Origin of the sequence: Rhizobium jaguaris, assembly GCF_003627755.1 — a bacterium.
Classification (GTDB): domain Bacteria; phylum Pseudomonadota; class Alphaproteobacteria; order Rhizobiales; family Rhizobiaceae; genus Rhizobium; species Rhizobium jaguaris.
In genome coordinates, this window is record NZ_CP032695.1 from 748,648 (window position 1) to 772,547 (window position 23,900).

The window sequence follows — 23,900 nt, forward strand, 5'->3', positions numbered from 1 at the left end:
GCGCATCCAAGGCGGTTTTCGGCAGAAGGCCGGCAACTGTACGGAGGTATAGGCGACCAATACCCAAACTATGTTGCGGCAGGCGTTCGCATCGGTACTATCTTGTGGACTTGCGGAGAGACCGGCTTTTGAACACGTCCGTCGAGTGACACTACGATGAAAGATTCCGTGTTATTTTTGGCACGGTGAAATCGGGGTTGCATCTTTACCCCGCGGAGAACCCAGCTCGTTTCGTGAGGGAGCTAGTGGCGACGTTATGGCGATCTGCAAGGAGGGAAGGGGAGCGCCCGAAGGTTTCGCTATGCGAGGGCGGATCGGATCAAACTCTCGAGAATAGACTTCAATCTAATCGCATCACGAAGCATTGACCCGGAGAAATCATGCCTGCACCTCTCTTCATTTTCGTCATCATCGCGTTCGTCTGGCGCATTTCCACTGTCGTCATTTCGACTCTAAATGAACGGGCGCTCAAGGCTTCCGGGGCGCACGAGGTCGGGGCTGCCAACAGCATCTTCCTCGCCCTCGCGCATCTGGCATTCTATATCGTTGCGACAGTAGAAGGCGCGAAATTGCCGAAACTCAATTTCACCCTGTCTGCAATAGGAGTCGTCATCTATCTGGTCTCCGCCCTTGCCCTGATTTCTGTGCTGCGCTCCTTGGGGCGGCTATGGACGGTCAAAATTATTATCAACGAACGCCAGCCTTTCATCAGGACTGGTCTTTTCAGCTGGGTCAGACACCCGAACTACTTTCTGAACATCATTCCAGAGCTTATTGGGTTCGGGCTTGCCCTGAATGCATACTGGACCCTCATCGTCGGTCTGCCGCTGTATTGCATACCATTGGTGGTCCGTATCAGGCAGGAAGAAGCCGCCATGTCCGAGGCGGTGCCCGGTTACATGTAACCCGTCACGCGTCCAGGCGAACCGATCCGTTTGTTGCGAGAGATTTGTTCCGCACGATCACTATCCTAACGAATTCGTGCGCTGGACCGAAAAGCGTCCGGAATGCGGTCCGCTTCGTTGATCGTGAGCCCCACTTAAATCGAGCCTACGCCATCGGTTAGGCTGAAGCTGCCTTCGCGCCTTGCTTTGATAGCGATCCGAGCTTTCGCCGGCGCAGCGACGGTGGTGACTTCACGAAACAGGCAGCGGACGCGGCCAGTTCGGCTCACTGAAGATCGATCGGAGACTCGCGGGTTCTAGGATGGCGCAGTCGGGCCGCCGTGCGCCATGGCGGATTTCCTCGCCGCGGAGCTGCGCCGCTAGCTTCGCCGCCGAGCATTCCGATCGGTTATGGATACGATAGCTTTACCCGGATGGTCGTCGAATTTAATTACGGAACCCACGAGCTGGGCGGATGCGGCGCCGAGATTTCCCACGAACACCAAGTCTTATTTTGCGCCAGCGACGCGTCCGCCGCGCGGGCGAGGAGCAGAGCCATGAAAGCCGTAGAGCCGGAAATCGACAGCATGGAGCCCACTGAGCGCGAACTGCTCGGCGAATTGCGGCGGCTGCGCCGGTCGTCGCGTTTTCATCCGGTGGACGTGCGCGATCCGATGGAGCCGATCTCGGTCGGTCAACGCGTGGCGGATTCGGTTGCAAGCGTCATGGGCTCATGGAAGTTTATCATTATCCAGACCCTCCTCCTCGTGGCGTGGATTTCGATCAACCTCGTTGCGGCGGGGAGAAGTTGGGATCCCTATCCGTTCATCCTGTTGAACCTGGCGCTTTCATTTCAAGCTGCCTATGCAGCGCCGATCATCATGATGAGCCAGAACAGGCAGCAAGATATCGACCGAAGAGCGGCAGAAAACGACTATAAAATCAACATAAAGGCCGAACTGGAAATCGAGCTCCTGCATGAGAAGATAGACGAGCTTCGAGCGCAGGAAGTGCTTCGACTGTTCGAGGCAGTTAACTCCTTGGCTGATCTATTTCCGCAGTCGAGGCGCTCCGGCCGAACAGACCTGGCCGGAGCCGTCGAACAACAGGATGCCACTCCATAGCGGGCACTTCGGCACCGCCGCAGCCAGCCACTTGCGCTATTTTATGCATAAGATCAGGTTCGCTTGATGGCGAGCCGCGGGCTCAAAGAACGAACCGTATTGTTCGACACACCCACAACGCTGCAAAGGCGTCTGCCACGGTGACAGGCTTATCAGCCGAGTTTTTGCGAGGAGACCAGCTCGATCGAATTCTGGCGGGCATCGTGTCGAGCACTTCCCCGACCTATCAGCCGGACCGACCCGTCGCGCCGGGAAGGCTGAAACGAATGTTCCCTCTCTACGTGCGACGCATATGTTTGCGCCGTTCGTTGATTTTCACGCGCCTCGTCGATGGCATCGATTCCATAGCCGCAGGTCATTGGACCATCGAGTTTTGCCGCCCTATTTTCAACTTCTGCAAAAAATTTGGAAGATGACCACGGACAAGGAGATGGCATGAAAGATGCCGCGCCCGTTGAGAGAACGGATCACTGAGATGCAGGTGATGATGGAGGGACAGTCACACTTCCAGCCTTTCGGCTTATCCTGTTGGGGTTTTGCAAATCTCAACAAGGGAGTTGGAAGCATGACTGCCTCTTATGAATACCATATCGGGGTCGACTACCACAAATCCTACAGTCACCTGGTGGTGCAGGATTCGGCCGGCAAGACGCTACGCTCCGGCCGGGTGAAGAACGATCGCCAGTCGCTGGGCGGGTTTTTGGAACGCTACCGCGAGAACTCGCATGCGGTTGTCGAGGCGACCCGCAACTGGATGGTGATGTACGACTGGCTCGACGACATTTGTGATGATGTCGTTCTCGCCCATCCGTTGAAGGTCAAGGCGATCGCCGACGCCAAGATCAAGACCGACAAGATCGATGCGACGGTGCTGGCGCATCTGCTCAGAGCCGACCTGGTGCCGGAGGCCTGGGCACCAAGCGAGAAATCGCGAGACCTTCGCGTCGCCCTTCGCGAACGGATGTTTTACGTGCGGCTGCGCACGATGACCAAGAACCGGATTGTGACGGTCTTTGATCGTTACCCGGAGCAGACGGCGCAGTTGAAGACGCTTGGCGACCTGTTCGGCAAGGCCGGCCGCATCCAGCTGGCTCAGGTGAAGGTCTCAGAGATCGACCGCATCCAGATCGACCGCGGCCTCGCCTTCATCGCCGACATCGACGTGCGGGTCAAGCAATCGGAAGCAACGATCCGGGCGATGACGAAAGCGAACACCAATGTGAAGCTGTTGAAGACGATCCCCGGCATCGGTGAGTTCTTCGCCCGACTGATCGATGCTGAGATCGACGACATATCGCGGTTCCGCAATCCGAAGAAGCTTGCCGCCTATGCCGGGCTTGTGCCGTCGACCTATTCGAGCGGCGGGAAGACCTTCCACGGCAAGATCATCCGGCAGGGCAACAAGTGGCTGCGCTGGGCGTTCGTCGAAGCGGTCACGCCCGCCATCGCCAGCGATGCCCAGCTTCGCGCCCAATACGAACACCTGAAGATCAGAGGAACCAACAAGGCGCGGGTTGCCATCGCGCGCAAGCTTTTGACGATCGCCTTCCAGATTCTGCGTGACCAGCGCGCTTACGAGCCGCGCAGCACCACGGAAGGCGCATCGACGATATCCCGGTTGTCCTGATGGCAAGCTAGCGAGCCCGGTAGAACTGGGCTGCGCTCTTAAAGGAGAATGGGAAACCGGGAGCCGAACGCCATTCTGTGACCGAAGCTAACGCATCAGGGTCACGTATTGGAGCATGGTTCAAGACCGAAGGACGGGAACAACCTGTCCAGCGGAAGGAAGAGATTTAGCCGATCGGTCAAAACGCCGGTCAAAACATAACCGAACCCAAGGAAAAGCCGCCACTTGAAGGTGTTTTGTCCCTTGTGTTCTTTCATTGGAGACGGACGATGAAGGCGATCGTAGTAACGGACCAGGCTGCGGGAGCGGCTGGGATGACGCTGACGGAGCGGCCCGAGCCGCAGGCAGCGATAAACGATGTCGTCGTTCGGATTCATGCGTCGGGATTCGTCCCGACCGAGCTGACTTGGCCCTCCACCTGGACCGATCGCAGCGGCCGTGACCGTAGACCGTCAATCCCCGGCCACGAACTGGCCGGAGTGGTCATCGCCCTCGGCTACGGTACGACGGGTCTGTCGGTGGGACAGCGGGTGTTCGGTCTCTCGGACTGGTATCGCGACGGCACGCTCGCCGAGTACGTGGCGATCGAGGCACGCAACCTCGCGCCGCTGCGGGGCGACATCGACTTCTCGGTGGGCGCCAGCCTGCCGATCTCGGGACTGACCGCGTGGCAAGGACTGTTCCAGCATGGTCGCCTTCAGGCAGGGCAAACCATCCTCGCACACGGCGCGGCCGGCGCAGTCGGGACGATGGTGACGCAACTCGCACGTGAAGCCGGCGCCTATGTCATCGGCACCGGCCGTGCCGCAGACCGTCAGAAGGCGCTCGACTTCGGCGCGCAGGAATTCGTCGACCTCGACAAGGACCTCCTCGAAGACGTCGGCGCAGTCGATCTGGTCTTCGACGTCATTGGCGGTGACATCCAGAAGCGGTCCGCAGGCCTGATCCGGGCCGGAGGAACACTGGTATCTATCGTCGGGCCAGCCGAGGCGCGCCCCGCCAACGGCCTGGCAATCGACTTTGTTGTCGAGTCCGATCGCGCCCAACTGGGTGAGATCATCCAGCGCGTGCGTGACGGACGCCTGCGGACGAACATCGGCAACATCGCGACCTTCGACGAAGCCGTCGCCGCCTTAAATCCGACCGAGCGACGCACCGGGAAGACGATCATCCGCGTTCGTCCCTGACAACTCGGGGAGGGCGAGCGACTCTGGGCTCCTCGCCGAACATTGTCGCGTTTTAGACCATGTCGCTTGCCTGACCATTCTCGCCTTTGCGACCTGCTTGGATTAGCTCGTCATCGGCGATGCGCTAGAAATCAACGGGCAAGTACGGCCATAGGTCGTCGAAATTGCAGGAAACCGTCCGGTACACCGGGCACTCAGGTGGTCTTCGGCCGTCCTCGTTGCGTCCGTGGACACCGGCAGCGAGGGCAGCGCCGCCTGGCGAGCCGGGGCCTTGTGGCCCGATCGGACGATTTCGCTAAATGCGCCGGCGCTCAGGTAGTCCGGCGCTGCGAGCCGTTATCGCAAGAAGGAACGCTAGATGGCCGACGGTGTGATTCGAGACGTCCTGGAAAGGTCGATAGATGACTTGCCCGATAAGCTGCGCATCGTGTTTGTGGCTTGCGTCGTCGACGGCATGACCGCGGGGCAGTTTGCCGAGCTGTTTGCACTCGCACCGGAGACGATAGGGGCCCGTCTGCGCGGCTCTCAACGCTTGCTGGGTGGAGTGCTTATGCGCCGACTCGGTCCCGCCTTCGGTAGCGTCTATCAGCTTGGTGATCGCCGGTCCGAGCGCATTACGAACGCGGTAATGGACCGATTTTTCCCGAGCCAGTGAAGTGGCGCGACATGAAAGCGACTAGGCCGGGCATCGATTCTGTCGCAAAATTATCGCGAGAACAGTTGGCTCGTGGAAGGCTTCAGGCAGCGAGGGTATCGAACTGCTCGTCGAGCAATGGTACCCGAGCGCAAGTCTATCTCGCTTGTCCTTTGCGCATCGCTCGGGTCGTCTCGATGCCGGCAGTTCATAGATTTGAAACCGACCGAGGACCGGATCCGGCGCTCTCGGTACGCCGATGGTCTTGCGCGATGCGATGGTTCAGACGCTGACCCAGGGATGCGAATCACATTCAGCGTTCGTCGTAGGCGGCAACGTGAGCGGGCTTTACCATCGCAGACAACGATCGCCGCCCGGTTGGTCCGGCTGCCGTCGATGATAGTCCGTTCGGGTCGGCCTGGTCATAGGACGCTGCTTCGATGGCATTGATTCCATAGCCACCAGTCATTGGACCGTGGATTTTCGCCACCCTATTCTTCGCTTGTCTGCAAAGGGATCGGAAGATGAAAACACACAACAAAAATCCCGAGGCGGTGTCGCGGCTGACGCCAGAACAGTACCGCGTCACACAGCGGCATGGCACGGAGCAATCCTACAGGAGCGGCAATCCGGAAAGGCTTCTCGATCGACGCTAACAGACTCCTGAGCGCTTTCGGAAAACGATCGTAAACGCGTCCAACGGCATGCATGGACACGGTTTTGATTCTTCTGAGGCGAGCTTGCTTTAACTTCGTGTTGGACGCCAACTTCAGTCTTCGATAGCCGGCGCAAAAACTGTTCAGAGGCCTTGCAATGAAAACTTCGCAGCTTTTCCAGACGGCGCTTGAGCCGGATGACCTTCACACGTTCTTTCACGACGTTCGTCAGACCAGCGAAAGATTGGGTCAACCACTTTCCGATGCCGATGCGACGGTGCAGTCCATGCCGGACGCGAGCCCCGCTAAATGGCACCTCGCACATACGACCTGGTTCTTCGAGGCGATGGTGCTCAAACCATTTGTCCCGGCTTACAAAACCTTTGATGAGGATTTCAACTTTCTCTTCAACTCGTATTATGAATCGCTCGGGTCGCGTCAGCCGCGGCCGCGACGTGGGATGATCACACGGCCAGCGTTGAGCCACATCCTGGATTATCGGAAGCATGTCGACGATGCCCTCGACGCGCTACTGCGCACGAGCCCCGGAAAGCACATTAATGAGCTCGTCGAGCTCGGCTGCCACCATGAGCAGCAACATCAGGAACTCCTGCTCACCGACATCTTGCATCTCTTCGCGCAGAATCCACTTCGTCCCGCTTATCGTGATCCCACGCCCGTCACCGTGGACACCGCTGATCCACCTCCGCTCTCCTTTACCGACTTCGACGAGACAATCGTTGAGATTGGGCATGGAGGCGTTGGATTCGCATACGATAGCGAAGGTCCGCGACACCGCGCCCTGATCGAACCTTTCCGGCTCGCCAACCGCCTTGTCACCAATGCCGAGTGGGCGGCCTTCGTCGATGACGGCGGCTACAAGAAATCGCTCCTGTGGCTGTCAGAGGGTTGGGCAAAAGTGCAGGCCGAAGGATGGTCCCATCCTCTGTACTGGCAGGAGTGCGATGGACAAAACTGGACGATGACACTGAGAGGTTTCCAACCCCTCGATCCTGCCGCGCCGGTCACTCACATAAGCTATTTCGAGGCGGACGCATTCGCGACATGGGCCGGAAAGCGCCTTCCAACGGAGGTCGAGTGGGAAGCAGCAGCCCAGGGGATCGCAATCCAGGGCAACTTCCTCGACACGCATCGTCTCCGTCCCAAACCGGCATCACCTCACGTCAGAGGCCTTCAGCAGATGTTTGGGGATGTCTGGGAGTGGACCCGCAGCGCCTTCCTGCCATATCCGCGGTTTCGCGCGGTCGAGGGCGCAGTTGGCGAGTACAACGGCAAATTCATGTCAGGCCAATACGTGCTTCGCGGGGGCTCCTGCGTAACCCCGCCAGGACATATTCGCGCAAGCTACCGAAATTTCTTTCCCGGGCATGCTCGATGGCAGTTTTCGGGGCTGAGGCTCGCTGAGGACGCTTAAGAGGCCGGCGGGCCAAGATGTGTTGATCTCAATGTGATGGAGAACCCATGAGCAAATATCAGATCGTTCCTGCCATGGAAGTGATCGGCGCCGACGGCGTCCATGTCGGAACCGTCGACTCTATAGTTGATGGCCGCATCAAACTGTCGAAGCGCGATAGTGGTGAGGGCAGTCACAAGGGGCACCATCATTTTGTCGACCTCAGCCTGGTCTCTATCGTGCATGGCAGGCAAGTTCGCCTTTCGGCGAACGCGGCTGTGGCCGTCACCTTCGAAGAAGAGGAATCACGCAACCCGATTTGACCGCGCGTTCGCCAACCACGGGATCCAGGTCCGTCCAGGAGCTCGCGGCATAGGGGAGTTGGTCCTTGCCCGCTGGGCGGCGCATCACCGCCGGCACCGAAAGGAAATGAACATGACGACAAAACTTGAACAGTTGCGCAGGATGTCGACGATTGTCGCCGATACCGGTGATCTGGCGGCCGTGGAGCGGCTGAAGCCAGTGGATTGCACTACGAACCCGACGATCGTTCTCAAGGCCATAGAAAGCGAACCTTACAAGGAGGTCGTCCAGGAAGCGCTGTCATGGGGGCGTAAGTGTAGCGGTGACCCGTTACACATTGCGGCAGCTACCGCAGATCGCTTGGCGATTTCTGTTGGGATCGAGCTTTTGCGCCGCGTGCCTGGATATGTCTCGACGGAAGTTGACGCCAACCTCTCCTTCAATGTCGCGGCCTCAACCGCTAAGGCTCGTCAAATCATAGCCGAATACGAGCAGCGCGGTGTCCAGCGCGACCGGGTGCTCATCAAACTCGCGGCGACGTGGGAAGGGATACGCGCGGCCGAGATCCTGCAGAGCGAGGGCGTGTCGTGCAACATGACGCTCTTGTTGAACCGCGCGCAGGCCATTGCAAGCGCCGATGCGGGGGCATTCCTGATCTCGCCGTTCGTAGGGCGCATTTATGATTGGTACAAGAAAGTCGAAGGCAGGGATTTCACAGCCAAGGAAGACCCTGGTGTCCGATCCGTTCGTGACATCTACAACCACTTCAAGACCGAAGGCATTGAGACGATCGTCATGGCCGCATCGTTCAGAAATACCGGTCAAATCGAGGCGTTGGCCGGCTGCGATCGACTTACCATCGCGCCCAGTCTCCTGGATGCCTTGGAATCAAACAGCGATCAACTTGAGAGAGCACTTTCACCCGGTACGCATCCCGAGCAACCGCTGCGGCGGCCGGCCGATGCCATTTGCCACTGGTTTGTGAGCGAGGACGCGGTCGACATCAAGCATCCGGCGCCCGGTGGTCCGATCGATGAAGTGACTTTCCGCTGGATCATGAACGAAGACGCGATGGCAACCGAGAAATTGGCCGAGGGCATCCGCGTATTCGCGAGGGACCTGCAGGAACTGCGGACGCGAATTGGCAGGCGGCTCCAATAGCCAACTTCAGGCTGATCTACGGGGCGACGACCGGCCCGATCGAACGGTTCCAGCCAGGGCTGGATCGGCTTTTATCGCATAGAGAGGAATGAGAAATGGCAGTGGCGACGTGGAATGGGACGGTGATAGCGCAATCGGACAAGACCGTTGTCGTCGAAGGCAACCACTACTTTCCGCCTCAGTCGGTCAAGACACAATATCTTGCGCAGAGCACCACCACCAGCCGTTGCCCATGGAAGGGCCTTGCGAATTACTACTCGCTTTTCGTCGATGGCAAAACCAATGAAGACGCGGCATGGTACTATGCCGATCCCACCGATGCGGCAGCGGCCATAAGCGGTTATATCGCATTCTGGAAAGGTGTCGATGTTAGGTGATCGACTGACCGCTGCCGTCACCTGACTTTATTTGATAAGAACTGAGTATCACTAAGACAAACGGCCGGCGGCAGCTAATTCGCTCGGGGCGCCGCCATCTTCGGTCTCATGCGTCTCTAAGATGCGTTTTTCGCTTCTGAGCGATAGTCTGACGGGTCGGTCCCGTAGTGCTGCCGGAAGGTGCGAGTGAAGCTGCTACGGCTCTGATATCCCGCTTGAAGTGCGACTTGTTCGACGGATAGCGCATTGGCGGCGAGCAGGCTCGCCGCATGCCGCATGCGAAGACGTCTCAGGACAGACATCGCCGATTCACCAAACGCGGCCGTGAATCTCGCCATGAACGCCGAGCGGCTCAACCCAACCGATCTGCACAGGGTTTGAACGCTGAAGTCCGCTGCGGGACTTGACGCCATTTCGGCGAACGCGCGCGCTATCGGCGGGTCGTTCAAAAGCGAAAAGCGTTCGACCCAAGCGTTTGATGAAGTCAGACTGCGGCGAAGCAGGGTCAGCAGCACGAGCTTGAACAGCGCTGACGCCATCGGCCCGCGACCGATCTCGCGCGCGGTGAGTTCAGCCATCGCATAGCTCATGACCTGGTCGAGCTGATCATACGCGTCAAAGGTTTCAACGACCGGCGAAGCGAGCGAAGCAAAGAGACCCAGTCCCGGACCGTAAACCGCACGAAAGCAACCGCAGACAAGCGAGAACGATGGCTCGCCTTCGCCGATCTCGTAGCGGGTCACCGAGCCGGGAACGAAGGTGCTTTTCTGGATGCCGCCGGCGACCGGACCGGGGCACCCGAATGACGAACCGTTCGCGACGATCTCGATCGACTTGTTCGGCGGCGTCACGACCAGCATGTGCGGGACGAGCTCGATCGCCACTTCGCCATCGACAATGATCTTGCCGGAACCGGTAAGACCATAATGTATGGTCGGTCGATCGACTCTCTCGATGCCGAGGCGGGCTCCCGCGGCGAACCGGCACTCGGACAATCGGGCCGACTCAACTTCGATCGTCCCCATTAGCTTGTCGAGATCAGCTCGCGATATTCGCCAAAGCGGTTCGCATGCCATACCCAGAAAACCTCATGCTGCGTTAGCTTACATCAGCTCGACGATCGGAGGCTGCTGACGCCGCTGTTTGACGCGAACGCTCCGCGCAGCACGTCATGTGAACGGTTTCATGCACTCCGGCTCGACTGAGCATCAGTAAACACCATCACCTCAAATGAAGGCCCGCACACAATCGCTCAGCTGTAGGGTTTAGTGTAGTCTCTACGCCCGAATATGATAATTTCAGTCACGACATGAATGGGTGGCAAATAGGCCTATTTCGTCAGACGTGTTGGATGAATCATGATCTGACGATCGGCGGGTTCAGTAGCGAACCAGTCCGAACAGCTCGAATAGCGCGTCGGCCAAGTGCGTCACCGTAGATTCTTGCCCCGCACAGCAAGTCTACAATGCGATTCCGATCGTCCATTTGGACGACGCTACCCTCCGTCTGCGTTCCATCCCGGTGTGATTGTGGTTGGAGAAGAGGAACTTTTTCGCCTAAAAATTCGCGGCCGTGGGCACGATTACGGAGCCGCGCCGACGATATCCATTGCCTATCGAAAGCATCACCAAACGGAATTTGCAATTCCCGCCGGTAAAGGCGATGCTACTCCTTTCGCAATGCGCGCAGTGTAAAACACACCAGGGAAATTTGGACGGATTGCCGAAAGTTCGGCTGGAGAGGGAGCTTCTTTCGGCACTGGCAAGCCCAGTGCATGGCGGTATCGGGCATGATGGAGGGTACATGTCCTTTTCGATATACGACATCACCGTCCCCGTGATGCTGCATGGACTCGTGGTTATGGATGATTATCTCCTTCATGCCCAAAACCTGGAACGCTCCAATTCCCTGGATCCGGGATCCGTACTGACATCCAGGCTCGCTCCCGACATGCTGACGTTCGGCGAACAATTCGTGGTCAACTGCAACAAGGTCGAGCTGCACATGACCAAGCTTATGAATCGAAACCAGGCGGCTCCGCCTAACGTCGCGATGATCTATCCCGCTCTTCAAGGACGTCTGCTAGAGACGCGCAGCTTCTTGCGGACAATCCAGCCGGAAGACCTAGCCAACGCTCAGAGCCACATTTACCAACTGGCCCCATCGGTTGCAAAGGACTGGATCGGCGGAGACGATTACATTCGACACGTCGTGCTAGCGGATTTCTTTTTCCATATCGCGGTGGCGCACGCGATTCTGCGGCATCTTGGAGCTCCGGCGGGCAAGAAGGACTATCTGGGGCATCTCACGCCGCATGGCGGAGGCGACTATTTCTGAAGGCGTGCGCGCGCCGAACTGCACCGGTTGTTACTTCATTTCAAAGCACACCGAACCCGGCCAACGTCCGGGCGACTCGCACTGCAGCCACGCATCTCTTGTCTCGGTTCGTTGGTAACTTCGTGCACTTGAGTTTTAACGTCCTTGGTAAACCTTCACCGATACTCGAAATGGTGAAACACCAGGTGCGGCACGATCTTGATGCGAGCGGCATTTTAAGTAGACCACCCGCGACGTTGCCGCTTGGTGTAGAAAGTCACCACAGACACGTTAGGTTTCGCGCACGCGCTGCGTCATCGCGAGGTTACCTTCCTTGTACGGCGGTAACGCTTTCGCCCAAAGGGTTGTGCGATTACCCCCGGAAGCCATCGGCCCTGGGTTTGACGAATTGGCGGCGGTCGTTACCTGAAGCGGGAAGGCCAGCGGACGTTCGCCCACAACTCGTCCCTGTCTGCGAAAGGGCCGAATAGCAACTGCAACTGCCGGATCTGGCTGATGTCCAGGTTATGACACCTGCCGAATTCCTCAACGCTGATCCTCTCCGGGGACCGAGGGCAGCCGGGATCGGCCAGTTGCTTGACAAGGTGCATGCGAAAACCTTTCGCGTCTTCCAAACTCATTCTTGTCTCGCTTTCAGAGGTCGATGCAATTTTTGTATCTGCGGAAAGGATGATCGAAATGCCGGCAAGCGCTCGCGCCCAACCAATTTTGCTTTGAAATGTGCCGGCGCCGCTATGTATGCGGCGTCCACGCCCCATCGAATTTTCAGTTGCAGCGGTCTGAGGTTGATCTACGGGCCGTCAAATGAGCTCACCGAAGAGTACCTGACGAGCTCATTGTGAGGCTCTGATCCGTTGCGCATAAGCCCATGGCATCAGGGCGTCGATGTCTTTGGCGAGGTGGCCGTTTGCGAGGCGGGTGAAGAGGTCGCACAGATAGGCGTAGGGCTCAACGCCGTTCATTTTACAAGTGCCGATCAGGCTGGCAAACCGGGCCCAATTGCGGCCCCCTTCATCGTGCCCCGCAAAGAGCGCATTGCGGCGGTTCATGGCGGGTCGGCGGATCGCGTTTTCCACCAGGTTGGAGTCGATATCGACGTGGCCGTCGTCCAGGAACAGCCGGAAGCCGTCCTGCCGCGTTAGCATATAAGCCAGGGCTTTTCCGAGGTCAGACTTGCGTGAGATGCGCTTGGCTTGCGCTGCCAGCCAGGTGAAGAACTCGTCCACCAGCGGGAGGGACAGGTCCTGTCGAACTGCCCGGCGATGTTTGGGATCTGAGCCCCGGATACTGTCTTCGATCTTGTAGAGCGCGGCGATCCGCACCAGCGCCTCGTCGACGATGGGCGATCCACTCTTTGGCGTGGCCTTGATCAGCTTCCTGCGTCCGTGCGCCCAACAGAAAGCCAGCTTCAAGGGGTCGCCACCCATCCGGTCCGACGTGGCGAGGTGAGAGTAACCACCGTAGGCATCCACCTGGATTGTCCCGTTGAAGCCGTCGAGGATTTCAGCGGCATATTCGCCTTTACGCCCAGGTCGATAATGGAACACCACGCCCGACGGCGCGGAGCCATTCCAGCCGCGATCGTCACGCAACACGGCCCATAGATAACCGGTCTTCGTCTTGCCGCGCCCCGGATCCAACACCGGAGCCGTGGTCTCGTCGACATAGAGCCGCGCGCTTTCCGACAGCAGCCGTTCGGCCATGTGGTCGACCACCGGTGCGATTTCGCTGCCCGTGCGCCCAAGCCAATCGGCCAGGACCGTGCGGTCTATCGGCACCCCGTGTCGCGCCATGACTTCGGCCTGCCGGTTGAGCGGCATATGTTCGGAATGCTTGGAGACGGCAATCTCAGCCAGAAGGGCTTCCGTCGGCCAGCTCCCTTCCAAGAGATGCGCCGGCGCTCTGGCTTGGACGACGCCCGTTCGACCCTTGGGGCATGCGTATTTCGGGCGGATCGTGACGATCACCTCGTAGCGTGCCGGAATCCGGTCGAGCCGTTCCGTCCGATCTTCGCCGATCCGGACCATGTTGCCGCAACCACAGGGGCAGACAATACTGTCGGGCTCAATCACCTTCTCGACCCGCGGCAGGTGTTCGGGCAGTGCACGGGCCTTACGCTCCTTGCGAGGAGCGGCCTTTTCCGGATCGGATGCGCTGGCTTCGATCTTTTTCTCGACGGCGGCGATCCGCGCCTGTGTTTCGGCAATCGCCGTTTCAAGGTCTTCCAGCGCCAGTTCCATCTGCGCCGGATCGAGCTTTTCCGATTTCGGCCCGAACTTGGTGCGCCGATAGTCGTGAACCTGCCCCTCAAGCTTCTCGATCAGTTCCTTCAGCTCGGCGATGAAGGCGTCCTTTTCGGCCACCACAGCCTGCTCATGCTGACGCGCAGCACGCTCGACCGACAGCTCGAACTGCATCGCCGCAAAGGCTTTGATAACCTCTGGCGGAAGGTCCGGAAACAGGCTGAGATCAAGGCGCGACGACATGCGGCCTTATAGCAAGGCAGCACAAAAAAGCCAAATAAAACAATGCAAAGACGGCCGGATATTTACCCTGCCGCCGACGGCGCGGTCACCCGCTGTGCCATGACCCGTCGCCAGTCAAGACCTTCGAACAAAGCCTCATATTGACCCCTGGAAAGACGCATCGTCCCATCCTGAACCTTGGGCCAGGCAAAGTTTCCATGTTCAAGAATTTTGTAGGTTAGCACCATTCCGGTGCCATCCCACACCAGGATCTTCAGGCGATCCCCGCGCTTCGACCGGAAGATCACCGTCACCCCGGAATGCGGGTCGAGCTTCAACTCGGTCTGCACCATCAAGGCCAGCGCCTGATGCCCACAGCGGAAGTCCACCGGACGCGTTGCAATCAGGATCGGCAGTCGTTGGCCCGCGACGATCATGCCGTCCCTCGCATGGCTCGTACCAGAGCCGCCACACGTTCAACCGGCACATCGCCGGGAACCCGCATCACAACATCCGGGCCGATCTCCAACGTCAAGACCGGCCAACCCGCCTCCGGCAGCGGCGGCGCCAAAACATTCACCGCCTCGCTCGGCTCTGCCGCAACCGCCAAAGGCACAAATGCAGGCGCGGCATCGCCGCTCTCCGACAGGCCCGACATAGCCTCAAAAGGCAGGGCCAGAATGCCCTCGCGCACTTGCCGGCGCCACAAGGAAAGCTGGTGCGGCACAACGTCATGACGGCGCGCGACATCAACAACACGAACACCAGGCTCAAGGCTTTCCGCCACGATCCGCGCCTTCACATCATCCGGCCAGCGCCGGTTTCCGCGGCGCGGCTCGACAATTTCGTAGCGGCCAACAAATCCATCATCTGCCATGCCAATCTCCAGATAGTCCTGGAAACCTTCTCGCACACGCAGCAAGCCTCAAAATACAGCCAATCCAATGGGGCGGAGACGGCGCTTACGCCGCTATCCGATAGTTCCGTTCAACTCGCGTGAAGCTCTCATGACGATACGAATATGCTCTCCTCACGAATTCGGCGGCCTGCGATAGCGGCAAGCGAGCTGCGGTCGCGGCGGCGAGACCGTTTAGTTACGGATGATCATGGACGGTCGCGTTGTACCGCGTCACTACGGTTCGACGCAGCGGCAACGAACCCGATCTGCTCATGGACGATGAGGACCTTTTTTGTAGTCATTTTACAAACTCCAGCGCTGTGGCGGAAAAGACCGTCTCCGGAAGGGGAGACGGTTTTAGTGCGAGTCGCTCCGCGTTCGGGGCAGGGGGAAGCACTCGCGATCAGCAACGGGCCGTCGGGCAACCGCTGTGGCCTCGGTCTTGGGAAAGCAAGGCAAGGGAAGTCATACCGACTTTGCACGCTCGCGAAAATTATACGTGGGTATGGGACAGCTCGTTTTCGCGTCGCACCGGGGCGCTCTAGCCGGGACATTTGAGGTCGACTGATCCAACCGTGGTCTGATCAAATTGAAGAGTACCTGTCTCAACTGAACGCGCTCGGCCGTCATGGCCAGGGCATCGCGTTCCAATCTTGACTCTATTTCGGCACCGAAGTTGACCACCTGACGGCGCACGATAGGCACGGCGCCTTCGATGAACCAATTGAGGGTAGCCGCCTGGTCAGCATCCAGACCGTAGCCGCCCCGAACGCGACGGCGCCGACGAAACGCAATGTCCGAGAATAGAAAATAGATGCGTTGCCCCCGGCGTCCTTGTTGAGACCGTTGCGGCCAGCCTGCCGCAGCGACGCGCCATTTTTTCCATCAGTAACGATGCTCTCGGCACGTTGGCGTCGCGGGTTCACGACAACAATCTCTCAGGTCCGCCGCGCCATATCCGGCCACCAGCCGTGGCGCCATCAAGTCTAAGGAGCCGGTGATGCGCATGGCTCCGATGGTATCAGACGGAGGATCACGCATTTTGGACGCGCGGACACATAAGTCGGCGATATCGACGTTTAATGTCCGCATCGTCGCCCATATAGTCCGGTCCTCGCCAACAAATTGAAAGCCGATGCATGCAATATGTCCCGCTGGATGTCCCACCGGCAAAGATGGGCCCAGATGTTTCCCGTCTCTGCTGGCACCTCCGGGGAAAACACATCACGCGACCTTCTACGCACGTGGCACGCGACGATCTGACTCCCGAGGGCGCGGGGCCTGAGAAGTTTTCTTCCCTGGCATCGGACGTCTCAGGAAAGAAGTCCGCGCCTCATCTCACAGCGCATCGAAACAATGATCAGCGGCATCCGGTGTCCGACGAAGGAGAGTAACCATGAAGATAGTCGTGATCGGCGGCACTGGTTTGATTGGCTCGAAGACTGTTGCCATTCTGCGCCGAGGCGGTCAGTACGTCGTTGCGGCGTCGCCCAAAGGTGGCGTCAACACCATCACGGGAGAGGGGCTCAGAGAAGCCATGGCCGGCGCCCAGGTGGTGATCGACCTCTCCAACGCGCCCTCATTCGACCCCCAGGTAGTGTTGAAATTCTTCGAGACCTCCGGCCGCAACCTTGTAGCGGCAGAGGCCGCGGCGGGCGTCCGGCATCATGTCACGCTATCCATCGTCGGGACTGACCGCGTACCAGACCAAGGCTATTACCGTGCCAAAGTGGCGCAAGAGAAACTGATCGAGGCTTCCGGTATCCCCTACACGATCATCCGCTCGACCCAGTTCCTGGAATTCCTCGGCAGCATCGCCGATGCGAGTACGGACGGAGGCGTCGTCAGGCTTGCGCCAGCGCTGCTGCAGCCTATCGCGGCTGACGACGTCGCCGCCTTTGTCGCCGAAGTTGCGTTCGCTAATCCGCGAAACGGGATCGTCGAGATCGCAGGCCCGGAACGAGCACCGTTCAGCGAAATCATCGGCCGCTATCTGAAGGCTCTCGGCGATCCGCGCGAGGTTCGGCGCGATCCTGAGGCCCGATATTTTGGAGGTCGACTCGAGGAAAAGTCGCTCGTACCCATGGGCGAAACACGTCTTGGCCGATTCAATCTAGAGGAGTGGTTACGTCTCTCTCGGAAAGAAGCTTAATTAAGCCGTCACGCGCCACGTCGACACTCTGCAATACGGCTGCCGGCGATCAACAAGCCCAGTCGATGACTGCTACATTTCGGCCAGAGGCTATTAGAAGGCCAGCCTCACTTGGATGCCAGCCTCACTTGGATGAAGGAGAAAGCCATGAAGACCCGAACCATCATCACCGCCATCTGCGCTGCCCTCGCACTTTCGATGGCCGGACCTGTTTCCGCCCATGACAGCAAAGCGGAAACCGTCAAGAAGAACTTCGAAGCGGCCATTCCCAATATTCCAGGCAAGTCGCTGATTGCGGTGGAGGTCGACTACGCGCCCGGCGCGGCCTCCCCGTCCCACGCGCATGCGAAGTCGGCCTTCATCTACGCGTATGTAATTTCCGGTGCGATCGAGTCGAAGGTCAATGACGGCGAGACGCGCATCTATCGGGCGGGCGAAAGCTGGTCCGAAGCGCCAGGTGCGACCCATTCGATCAGCCGCAACGCGAGCAAGACCGAACCGGCAAAGCTGCTCGCCGTCTTTGTCCTCGACACCAATGACAGCCCTCTGACCACGCCCATTAAATAATCCTAAAGGCAGGACGCCGATGACCAGCCGTCTGGACTAAAGCCAAATCGCTCCGAACGGAGCGAAGGTCCTCGGTAGTGTGTAATACTATATCATGTAGTGTGACCTGACCGCCGAGGTGATCGATCTTGTCTTTCTCCCCGTTTCGCAGACTAACAACCGCGCCTGTTGGTTCGACGTGCACATAAACGATCTCACGAAGAGGCGCGTCTCGATCGAGAAACTAGCCCTGGTTCAGGCCTGGGAGGAAGGGGGCGCCTTCTTCAGCGAGACCGAGCGTGCAGCGCCTGGCCTGGGCCGAGACGGTGATGCGTGTGGCACAGACCGGTGCGCCGGAGGACGCCTACCAGGCGGCACGCGCTGTTTTCGGCGAGAAGGAACCGGTCGATCTCACGATCGCGATCGGCCTAATGAATGCCTACGACCGCATAGCGATCAGCTTCGACGTTCCCGGTATGGGATTGCCGCCGGGACCGTCACAATCATGATCTCATCATTCCCATAACGGTCGGCTATCGACTCCATGGCGAGAGGTGATTTTCATTATTACCGTCACAGACCCAATCTTCGAGCATCCGTTGCTCGCCCCCGGTGCGCGGGTCAAAGTGGGCGTCCGTCGAGCGATCGCAGGCGGGATGCCGAGATCCATATTTGATGAGTTCCGCCGAGCGAATGCATGGAGCTGCTTCAATCTTGTCATACGAGGATGTCTATGATTGAAATTACCACCGACATGGAGGCGATTATCGAGCAGGCGATACTGTCGTTCGTGGCGACGGTCAACGAAGACGGAACGCCCAACCTTTCGCCGAAGGCGTCCTTGACGGTCGTGAACGGCGTTCTCTATTTCGCCGATATCGCAACACACCGGACAATACTGAACTTGAGGCGCAATCCCGCCGTCGAAATTAACGTAGTCGACATCTTTCAGAGGCGTGGTTATCGCTTCAAGGGCCGTGCGTTGATACTGCCGCCAGGCGATGACGAGTATTTGATGATCACTGACTGGGTTCGGGCGACGAGCGGCTCGGAGTATCCTGTCGATCGTGCAGTCAAAATCGAAACCACTTCGGTCATCCAGCTGGTGTCTCCAGCCCACGTCTTTGCCCGCCCTCTTCGAAGTCAGGACGAGATCAGAACACCGATTATCAAAAGTACGTTGTGAAACCCGTCGGGGCATAGCTCTAGGCTCTGCGCGCGGTCCGGGAGGCCGACACTGCCGAGGTGTTCGATATCTCCGTACAGCATCAGCGTCCTCCAGCGTGGACATAGCGACAAGGATGCCGCGACGAGGCCCAAAGGATCTCGCGATCACCGAAATGGCGCGCCTCGATATCGCTCCCGAAAACGCCTGCCTCGAATCTCCAAGAAGCGAATCGCGCCGTCATCGAATTTCTGCGTGCGGCGTCTGGACCGCATCGATGATTTTTGCGCCGCGCCGCTGGCATCGATTCCATAGCCACAGGTCATTGGACCACAGAGTTTCGCCATCCTACTATTTTTGCCTGCCGGCAAAGGAGGTCGGAAGATGAAGAAATACAACAAAAATCCCGAGGCCGCCTCGCTGCTGACGTGAGAGCAAGCAGTCTTCAAGAGCTCGCCGGACGCAACAAGCATTCAATCCCCAAACGAACGTTCAATCTCAGCAGAACGACGAAAAAGACCGGAGCCACTGTGGCTTCTCGATCGAAAACGTCGGAGGTAATCGATGCAGTTCCGCCATTCAACTTTGAAACATCTTGTGCTGGTCTTCGCAGCTCTCTCGGCGGGAGCTGCGCAGGCCCAGGAAACGCCTCCGCCACCGCAGGTGTCCGTGGCGAAGCCGGTCGTCAGAGACGTCGTCGACGACGACGACTTCATCGGCCGCTTCCAGCCCTCCGAGCAGGTTTCCATCCGCTCCAGGGTAGGCGGCTACCTTCAGAGCGTCAACTTCAAGGATGGCCAGTTGGTCAAGCAGGGTGACGAGCTTTTCGAGATCGACCAGCGCCCCTTCATCACCGCATACAACGAGGCTACCGCCCAGCTTGCGGTCGCCCGCTCGACCCTGACCTACGCGCAGTCGGAATTCGACCGCGTGAACACTCTGGTAAAGTCCGGCAGCCAGACGGTGTCGACACTCGATGACCGGCGCAGGGAGCTGCAGTCCGCACAGGCCAACCTCCAGGGATCCGAGGCAAGTGTTGAACGGGCGCAGCTCGATCTCACCTACAGCAAGATCACGGCCCCATTGAGCGGACGTATCAACCGTCATCTGATTTCTGTCGGCAACCTCGTGCAGGCCGACCAGACCGAGCTGACGACGATCGTCGCGCTCGATCCTATCGACTTCTATTTCGATATCGATGAGCGTCGTCTGCTCAACTATGCCGAGACGGCGCGGAAGAACGGAAATGTCCTCCAGGAGGGGGGCGGTGGTCTGAAGGTCAGCGTTCGTCTCGGGGACCGCGACCAGACGAAGTTCGCGGGCACGCTGAACTTCGCGGAAAATACCATCGATCAGGCCACGGGCACGCTGCGTGTGCGCGCTCGTTTTGCCAATCCCGACTTCGTCCTTCAGCCCGGTCTCTTTGGCCGCGTCGAGATCGAAGGTTCAAATTCCTACACGGCGATCCTCATACCCGATGAAGCAATTTCCGCGGACCAGAACGAGCGCGTGGTCTACGTGCTCAATCGCGACAACACTGTTACGACGAAATCCGTTCGCCCGGGTCCCAAGCTTTACGGCTACCGCGTTATCCGCTCGGGCCTCACGGGCGATGAGCAAATCGTCGTGAAGGGCGCCGTCCGTGTCCGGCCCGGCTCGAAGGTTACTCCAGTCACCGTGGAGCTGCCCAGGGAGAACCCGAACGATGTGCCCGAGACGGCCCAACAAGCGGCCTCAGAGGCGGGAGCAGGCCAATGAGGTTCGCTCATTTCTTTGTCGACCGGCCGATCTTTGCGTCGGTTATCTCAGTCGTTCTCATCATTATCGGCAGCGTTGCCTATCTCCAGCTCCCCGTCGCGCAGTATCCGGAAATCGCGCCACCGACGATCGTCGTGCGCACGTCCTATCCGGGTGCGGATCCGCAGACAATCGCAGACGCGGTATCGACGCCGATCGAGCAGCAGGTAAACGGCGTGGAGGACATGCTCTACATGTCATCCTACTCCAGTGGCGACGGCTCGATGGCGCTGACAATCACCTTCAAGCTCGGAACCGACCTTAATAAAGCACAGGTGCTCGTCCAGAACCGCGTCGCCATTGCGTTGCCCCGCCTTCCGCAGGAGGTGCAACGTCTCGGCGTCACCACCGACAAGACCTCGCCGAATCTGCTGATGGTCGTCCATATCCTGTCCCCGACCGGCCGTTACGACCAGCTCTATACGTCCAACTATGCACGGACCCGCATTCGCGACGTTCTCGTGCGTCTGCAAGGCGTCGGCGACGTCCAGATGTTCGGTGAGCGTCAATATTCCATGCGCGTCTGGCTCGACCCGGAGAAACTGTCGGCCTACGGCATGACATCCGCCGATGTAGTCAATGCGCTCAGGGACCAGAACGTTCAGGTCACGGGCGGCTCCATCGGAGCGCCTCCCGCGGGTAGCGGCAACTCCTTCCAGTATACGGTGAGGACGGATGGCCGATTTTCCGACACCCGTCAGTTCCGGTACGTGATCGTCAAGGCTGCCGCCGACGGCCGGCTGGTGAAGCTTCAGGACGTCGCGCGTGTCGAACTCGGTGCGCAGGACTATGTCACGAACAGCTATCTGAACAACAAAACGGCCGTCGCGCTCGTTATCAACGCCCGACCGGGCACGAATGCGCTCGAGACGACCGGGCAAATCAAGTCGATAATGGCGGATTTGTCAAAGAACTTCCCACCCGGTCTTGAGTACAGCATCGTGTACGACCCGACGCAGTTCGTTGCCGAATCCATCTCTGAGGTCTATCGAACGATCGGAGAGGCGGCCGTGCTGGTCGCCATCGTGGTCCTCGTGTTCCTGCAGTCATGGCGCACAGCGATTATTCCGATTGTTGCCATCCCGGTATCGCTGATCGGTACTTTCGCCTTCCTCGCTGCCTTCGGCATGTCGCTGAACATGCTGACGCTTTTCGGTCTCGTCCTGGCGATCGGCATCGTCGTCGATGATGCGATCGTCGTCGTTGAAAATGTCGAACGTAACCTTGCAAAGGGAATGAGTCCGCGCAGGGCCGCGCATGTCACGATGAACGAAGTCGGCACCGCCGTCGTCGCAATCTCCCTTGTGCTGATCGCCGTCTTCGCACCGACGGCCTTCATCCCGGGAATCTCGGGGCAGTTCTACAGGCAGTTCGCCGTCACCATCTCGATCGCGACTGCGATTTCGGCATTGAACTCGCTTACCCTATCGCCGGCGCTCGCGGCAGTCGTCCTGAAGAAGCACGATCACGCGAAGGAAAGAAGGAACATTTTTGCTAGGATCGGGCACGGTGCTGCGAGCGGCTTCAATCAGGGATTTGACGCGCTCAGCCGTGGCTACTCGTCCGTCGTGCGGTTCATCGTCCGATCCTGGATCGGGGTCGGTTGCGCCATGGTCGTCTTCGTCGGCCTTCTGGGTGCAACATGGTTCATGAGCACGCGGGTCCCGAGCGGCTTCATCCCCGTGATGGACCAGGGCTACGCCATTGTGGTCGTCCAGCTTCCAGACGGCTCGTCGCTGGAAAGGACGGACTCCGTCGTACGCAAGGTCGCCGACATCGCCAGGAAGACGCCTGGCGTTCAGGATGCGGTGGAATTTGCAGGCTTCAGCGGAGCGACATTCACCAATGCCTCCAATGCGGGCGTCGTGTTCACATCGTTCAAGCCGTTTGCCGAACGCCTAAAGACGGGTGACAATGCCACCAAGATCATCGGATCGCTTTCAAAAAACCTCCGGAGCGTCGATGAAGCTTTCATCATCGCGGTCCCGCCACCACCTGTTCGGGGTATCGGCAATTCCGGCGGCTTCAAAATCCAGATCATGGACCAGAACAATTCCAGCATGACACGCGCGCTCGACGTAGCGCGACGGCTGATGGCGGCGGCTAATCAGACGCCGGGTCTGTCCGGAGTGTTCACGACGTTCTCGGAGTCCACTCCCGAGTTCTATCTCGACATCGACCGTGAGAAGGCCGAGTACCTCAACGTGCCGATCCCGAACATCTTCGACACGCTGTCGACGAACCTCGGCATTTCCTACGTGAACGACTTCAACGCCTTCGGGCGCGTCTACCAGGTGCGCGCGCAGGCCGACAAGCAGTTCAGGATGGAGAAGGACGACATGCTGAATCTCAAGGTCAGGTCCGCCACCGGCGCGCTTGTCCCACTCGGCACACTTGCCGATATCCGCGACACCAGCGGCCCGACCCTCCTCCAGCGCTACAACATGTATGTATCGGTACCGCTGCAGGGCAATGCTGCGCCCGGCGTTTCGACCGGCGACGCCATCAAGAAGATGGAAGCACTCGCCACCAAGATGTTACCGCCGGGCATGACATTCGAATGGACGGATATCGCCTACCAGGAAACGCATACGGGCGGCAGCGCGGTGTGGATCTTCGCGCTGTCGGTTGTCTTCGTCTTCCTAGCACTTGCGGCCCAATATGAGAGCTGGATACTGCCGCTGGCAATCATCCTCATCGTTCCCCTCGCAGTTCTCGGCGCGCTCATCGGCGTCAACCTCCGGGGCATGGACAACAATGTCCTGACACAGATCGGCTTCGTCGTCCTGATCGGCCTGGCGGCCAAGAACGCGATCCTGATCGTTGAGTTCGCCCGCCAAGCGCAGGATGAAGGCAAGACAGCCATTGAGGCCGCGATCGAGGCAAGCCATCTGCGCTTGCGTCCGATCCTCATGACGGCGTTTGCATTCATCTTCGGCGTGCTCCCCCTGGCGGTGGCTGAGGGACCAGGTGCCGAGATGCGCCAGTCGCTCGGCACTGCCGTGTTCAGCGGGATGCTCGGGGTGACCATCTTCGGTCTCCTCCTGACGCCCGTCTTCTATGTGCTGCTCCGTGCGGGCTACAAGCCGCGCAAACATGACGAAGAGGATGACGAGGATCTGCAGCAGGCAGCCGAGTAATCAAAGCGCATGGTTGGCCCGTCGGCTGAGAAC

The 23,900-nt window shown here is 58.9% G+C and carries 19 protein-coding genes and 2 pseudogenes; 17 read left to right on the forward strand and 4 right to left on the reverse strand.

The window, feature by feature from the left end:
• The first annotated feature begins 380 nt into the window (after positions 1–380).
• From CCGE525_RS25655 to CCGE525_RS25705, 10 genes are all read left to right on the forward strand, one after another.
• Positions 381–905, forward strand: coding sequence for an isoprenylcysteine carboxylmethyltransferase family protein (locus CCGE525_RS25655; RefSeq protein WP_120707145.1), 525 nt, complete (start codon positions 381–383; stop codon positions 903–905).
• Between the two features lie 413 nt (positions 906–1,318).
• The gene (locus tag CCGE525_RS25660) at positions 1,319–2,008 is read left to right on the forward strand and encodes a DUF1003 domain-containing protein (protein ID WP_342637453.1); all 690 of its coding nucleotides are present in this window, start codon (positions 1,319–1,321) and stop codon (positions 2,006–2,008) included.
• Between the two features lie 565 nt (positions 2,009–2,573).
• A complete protein-coding gene (locus CCGE525_RS25670; RefSeq protein WP_120707148.1) occupies positions 2,574–3,635 on the forward strand; it encodes an IS110 family RNA-guided transposase in 1,062 nt (353 codons plus the stop codon).
• A 269-nt stretch (positions 3,636–3,904) separates the two neighbouring features.
• On the forward strand, positions 3,905–4,822 hold the full coding sequence (locus tag CCGE525_RS25675; RefSeq protein WP_120707149.1) for an NADP-dependent oxidoreductase: 918 nt from the start codon (positions 3,905–3,907) through the stop codon (positions 4,820–4,822).
• Positions 4,823–5,180: 358 nt separating this feature from the next.
• A complete protein-coding gene (locus CCGE525_RS25680; RefSeq protein WP_120707150.1) occupies positions 5,181–5,477 on the forward strand; it encodes a hypothetical protein in 297 nt (98 codons plus the stop codon).
• Between the two features lie 503 nt (positions 5,478–5,980).
• Positions 5,981–6,112, forward strand: coding sequence for a hypothetical protein (locus CCGE525_RS39895; RefSeq protein WP_281024681.1), 132 nt, complete (start codon positions 5,981–5,983; stop codon positions 6,110–6,112).
• Positions 6,113–6,269: 157 nt separating this feature from the next.
• A complete protein-coding gene (gene egtB / locus CCGE525_RS25690; protein ID WP_120707151.1) occupies positions 6,270–7,547 on the forward strand; it encodes an ergothioneine biosynthesis protein EgtB in 1,278 nt (425 codons plus the stop codon).
• 47 nt (positions 7,548–7,594) lie between these two features.
• Complete coding sequence (locus tag CCGE525_RS25695) at positions 7,595–7,849, forward strand: DUF2171 domain-containing protein (RefSeq protein ID WP_120707152.1); 255 nt, start codon at positions 7,595–7,597, stop codon at positions 7,847–7,849.
• Between the two features lie 112 nt (positions 7,850–7,961).
• Positions 7,962–8,990: a transaldolase gene (locus tag CCGE525_RS25700; RefSeq protein WP_120707153.1), complete on the forward strand. Its 1,029-nt coding sequence runs from the start codon at positions 7,962–7,964 to the stop codon at positions 8,988–8,990.
• 95 nt (positions 8,991–9,085) lie between these two features.
• Positions 9,086–9,367, forward strand: coding sequence for a DUF427 domain-containing protein (locus CCGE525_RS25705; RefSeq protein ID WP_120707155.1), 282 nt, complete (start codon positions 9,086–9,088; stop codon positions 9,365–9,367).
• Positions 9,368–9,483: 116 nt separating this feature from the next.
• Here the strand turns inward: CCGE525_RS25705 and CCGE525_RS25710 are convergent, their stop codons facing one another.
• Positions 9,484–10,443 (reverse strand): helix-turn-helix transcriptional regulator, encoded by a 960-nt coding sequence (locus tag CCGE525_RS25710; RefSeq protein WP_120707156.1) that lies wholly within the window; start codon positions 10,441–10,443, stop codon positions 9,484–9,486.
• A gap of 532 nt (positions 10,444–10,975) precedes the next feature.
• On the opposite strand from CCGE525_RS25710, the gene CCGE525_RS25715 reads away from it, so the two are divergent.
• On the forward strand, positions 10,976–11,704 hold the full coding sequence (locus tag CCGE525_RS25715) for a DUF1993 family protein (protein WP_162950309.1): 729 nt from the start codon (positions 10,976–10,978) through the stop codon (positions 11,702–11,704).
• Between the two features lie 833 nt (positions 11,705–12,537).
• Here CCGE525_RS25715 and tnpC read toward each other — a convergent pair.
• From tnpC to tnpA, 3 genes are all read right to left on the reverse strand, one after another.
• Entirely contained in the window at positions 12,538–14,190 is a 1,653-nt protein-coding gene (gene tnpC / locus CCGE525_RS25725) for an IS66 family transposase (protein ID WP_120702553.1), read from the reverse strand.
• Positions 14,191–14,252: 62 nt separating this feature from the next.
• Positions 14,253–14,606: an IS66 family insertion sequence element accessory protein TnpB gene (gene tnpB / locus CCGE525_RS25730; protein ID WP_028005268.1), complete on the reverse strand. Its 354-nt coding sequence runs from the start codon at positions 14,604–14,606 to the stop codon at positions 14,253–14,255.
• Positions 14,603–15,046 (reverse strand): IS66-like element accessory protein TnpA, encoded by a 444-nt coding sequence (gene tnpA / locus CCGE525_RS25735; RefSeq protein ID WP_120702554.1) that lies wholly within the window; start codon positions 15,044–15,046, stop codon positions 14,603–14,605. The genes tnpB and tnpA overlap by 4 nt, the downstream gene beginning before the upstream one ends.
• A gap of 1,417 nt (positions 15,047–16,463) precedes the next feature.
• Here tnpA and CCGE525_RS25740 point away from each other — a divergent pair.
• The 6 genes and pseudogenes from CCGE525_RS25740 (at position 16,464) to CCGE525_RS25770 (ending at position 23,867) form a co-directional block, all read left to right on the forward strand.
• The gene (locus tag CCGE525_RS25740; protein ID WP_120707159.1) at positions 16,464–17,219 is read left to right on the forward strand and encodes an SDR family oxidoreductase; all 756 of its coding nucleotides are present in this window, start codon (positions 16,464–16,466) and stop codon (positions 17,217–17,219) included.
• Between the two features lie 147 nt (positions 17,220–17,366).
• The gene (locus tag CCGE525_RS25745; RefSeq protein ID WP_120707160.1) at positions 17,367–17,786 is read left to right on the forward strand and encodes a cupin domain-containing protein; all 420 of its coding nucleotides are present in this window, start codon (positions 17,367–17,369) and stop codon (positions 17,784–17,786) included.
• A 46-nt stretch (positions 17,787–17,832) separates the two neighbouring features.
• Positions 17,833–18,274 (forward strand): annotated as a pseudogene (locus CCGE525_RS25750) (carboxymuconolactone decarboxylase family protein).
• 224 nt (positions 18,275–18,498) lie between these two features.
• A pseudogene (locus CCGE525_RS25755) lies at positions 18,499–18,968 on the forward strand (pyridoxamine 5'-phosphate oxidase family protein).
• A gap of 526 nt (positions 18,969–19,494) precedes the next feature.
• Positions 19,495–20,688 (forward strand): efflux RND transporter periplasmic adaptor subunit, encoded by a 1,194-nt coding sequence (locus CCGE525_RS25765; protein ID WP_120707162.1) that lies wholly within the window; start codon positions 19,495–19,497, stop codon positions 20,686–20,688.
• Positions 20,685–23,867, forward strand: a complete 3,183-nt coding sequence (locus CCGE525_RS25770; RefSeq protein WP_120707164.1) for an efflux RND transporter permease subunit — start codon at positions 20,685–20,687, stop codon at positions 23,865–23,867. The genes CCGE525_RS25765 and CCGE525_RS25770 overlap by 4 nt, the downstream gene beginning before the upstream one ends.
• Positions 23,868–23,900 lie beyond the last annotated feature (33 nt).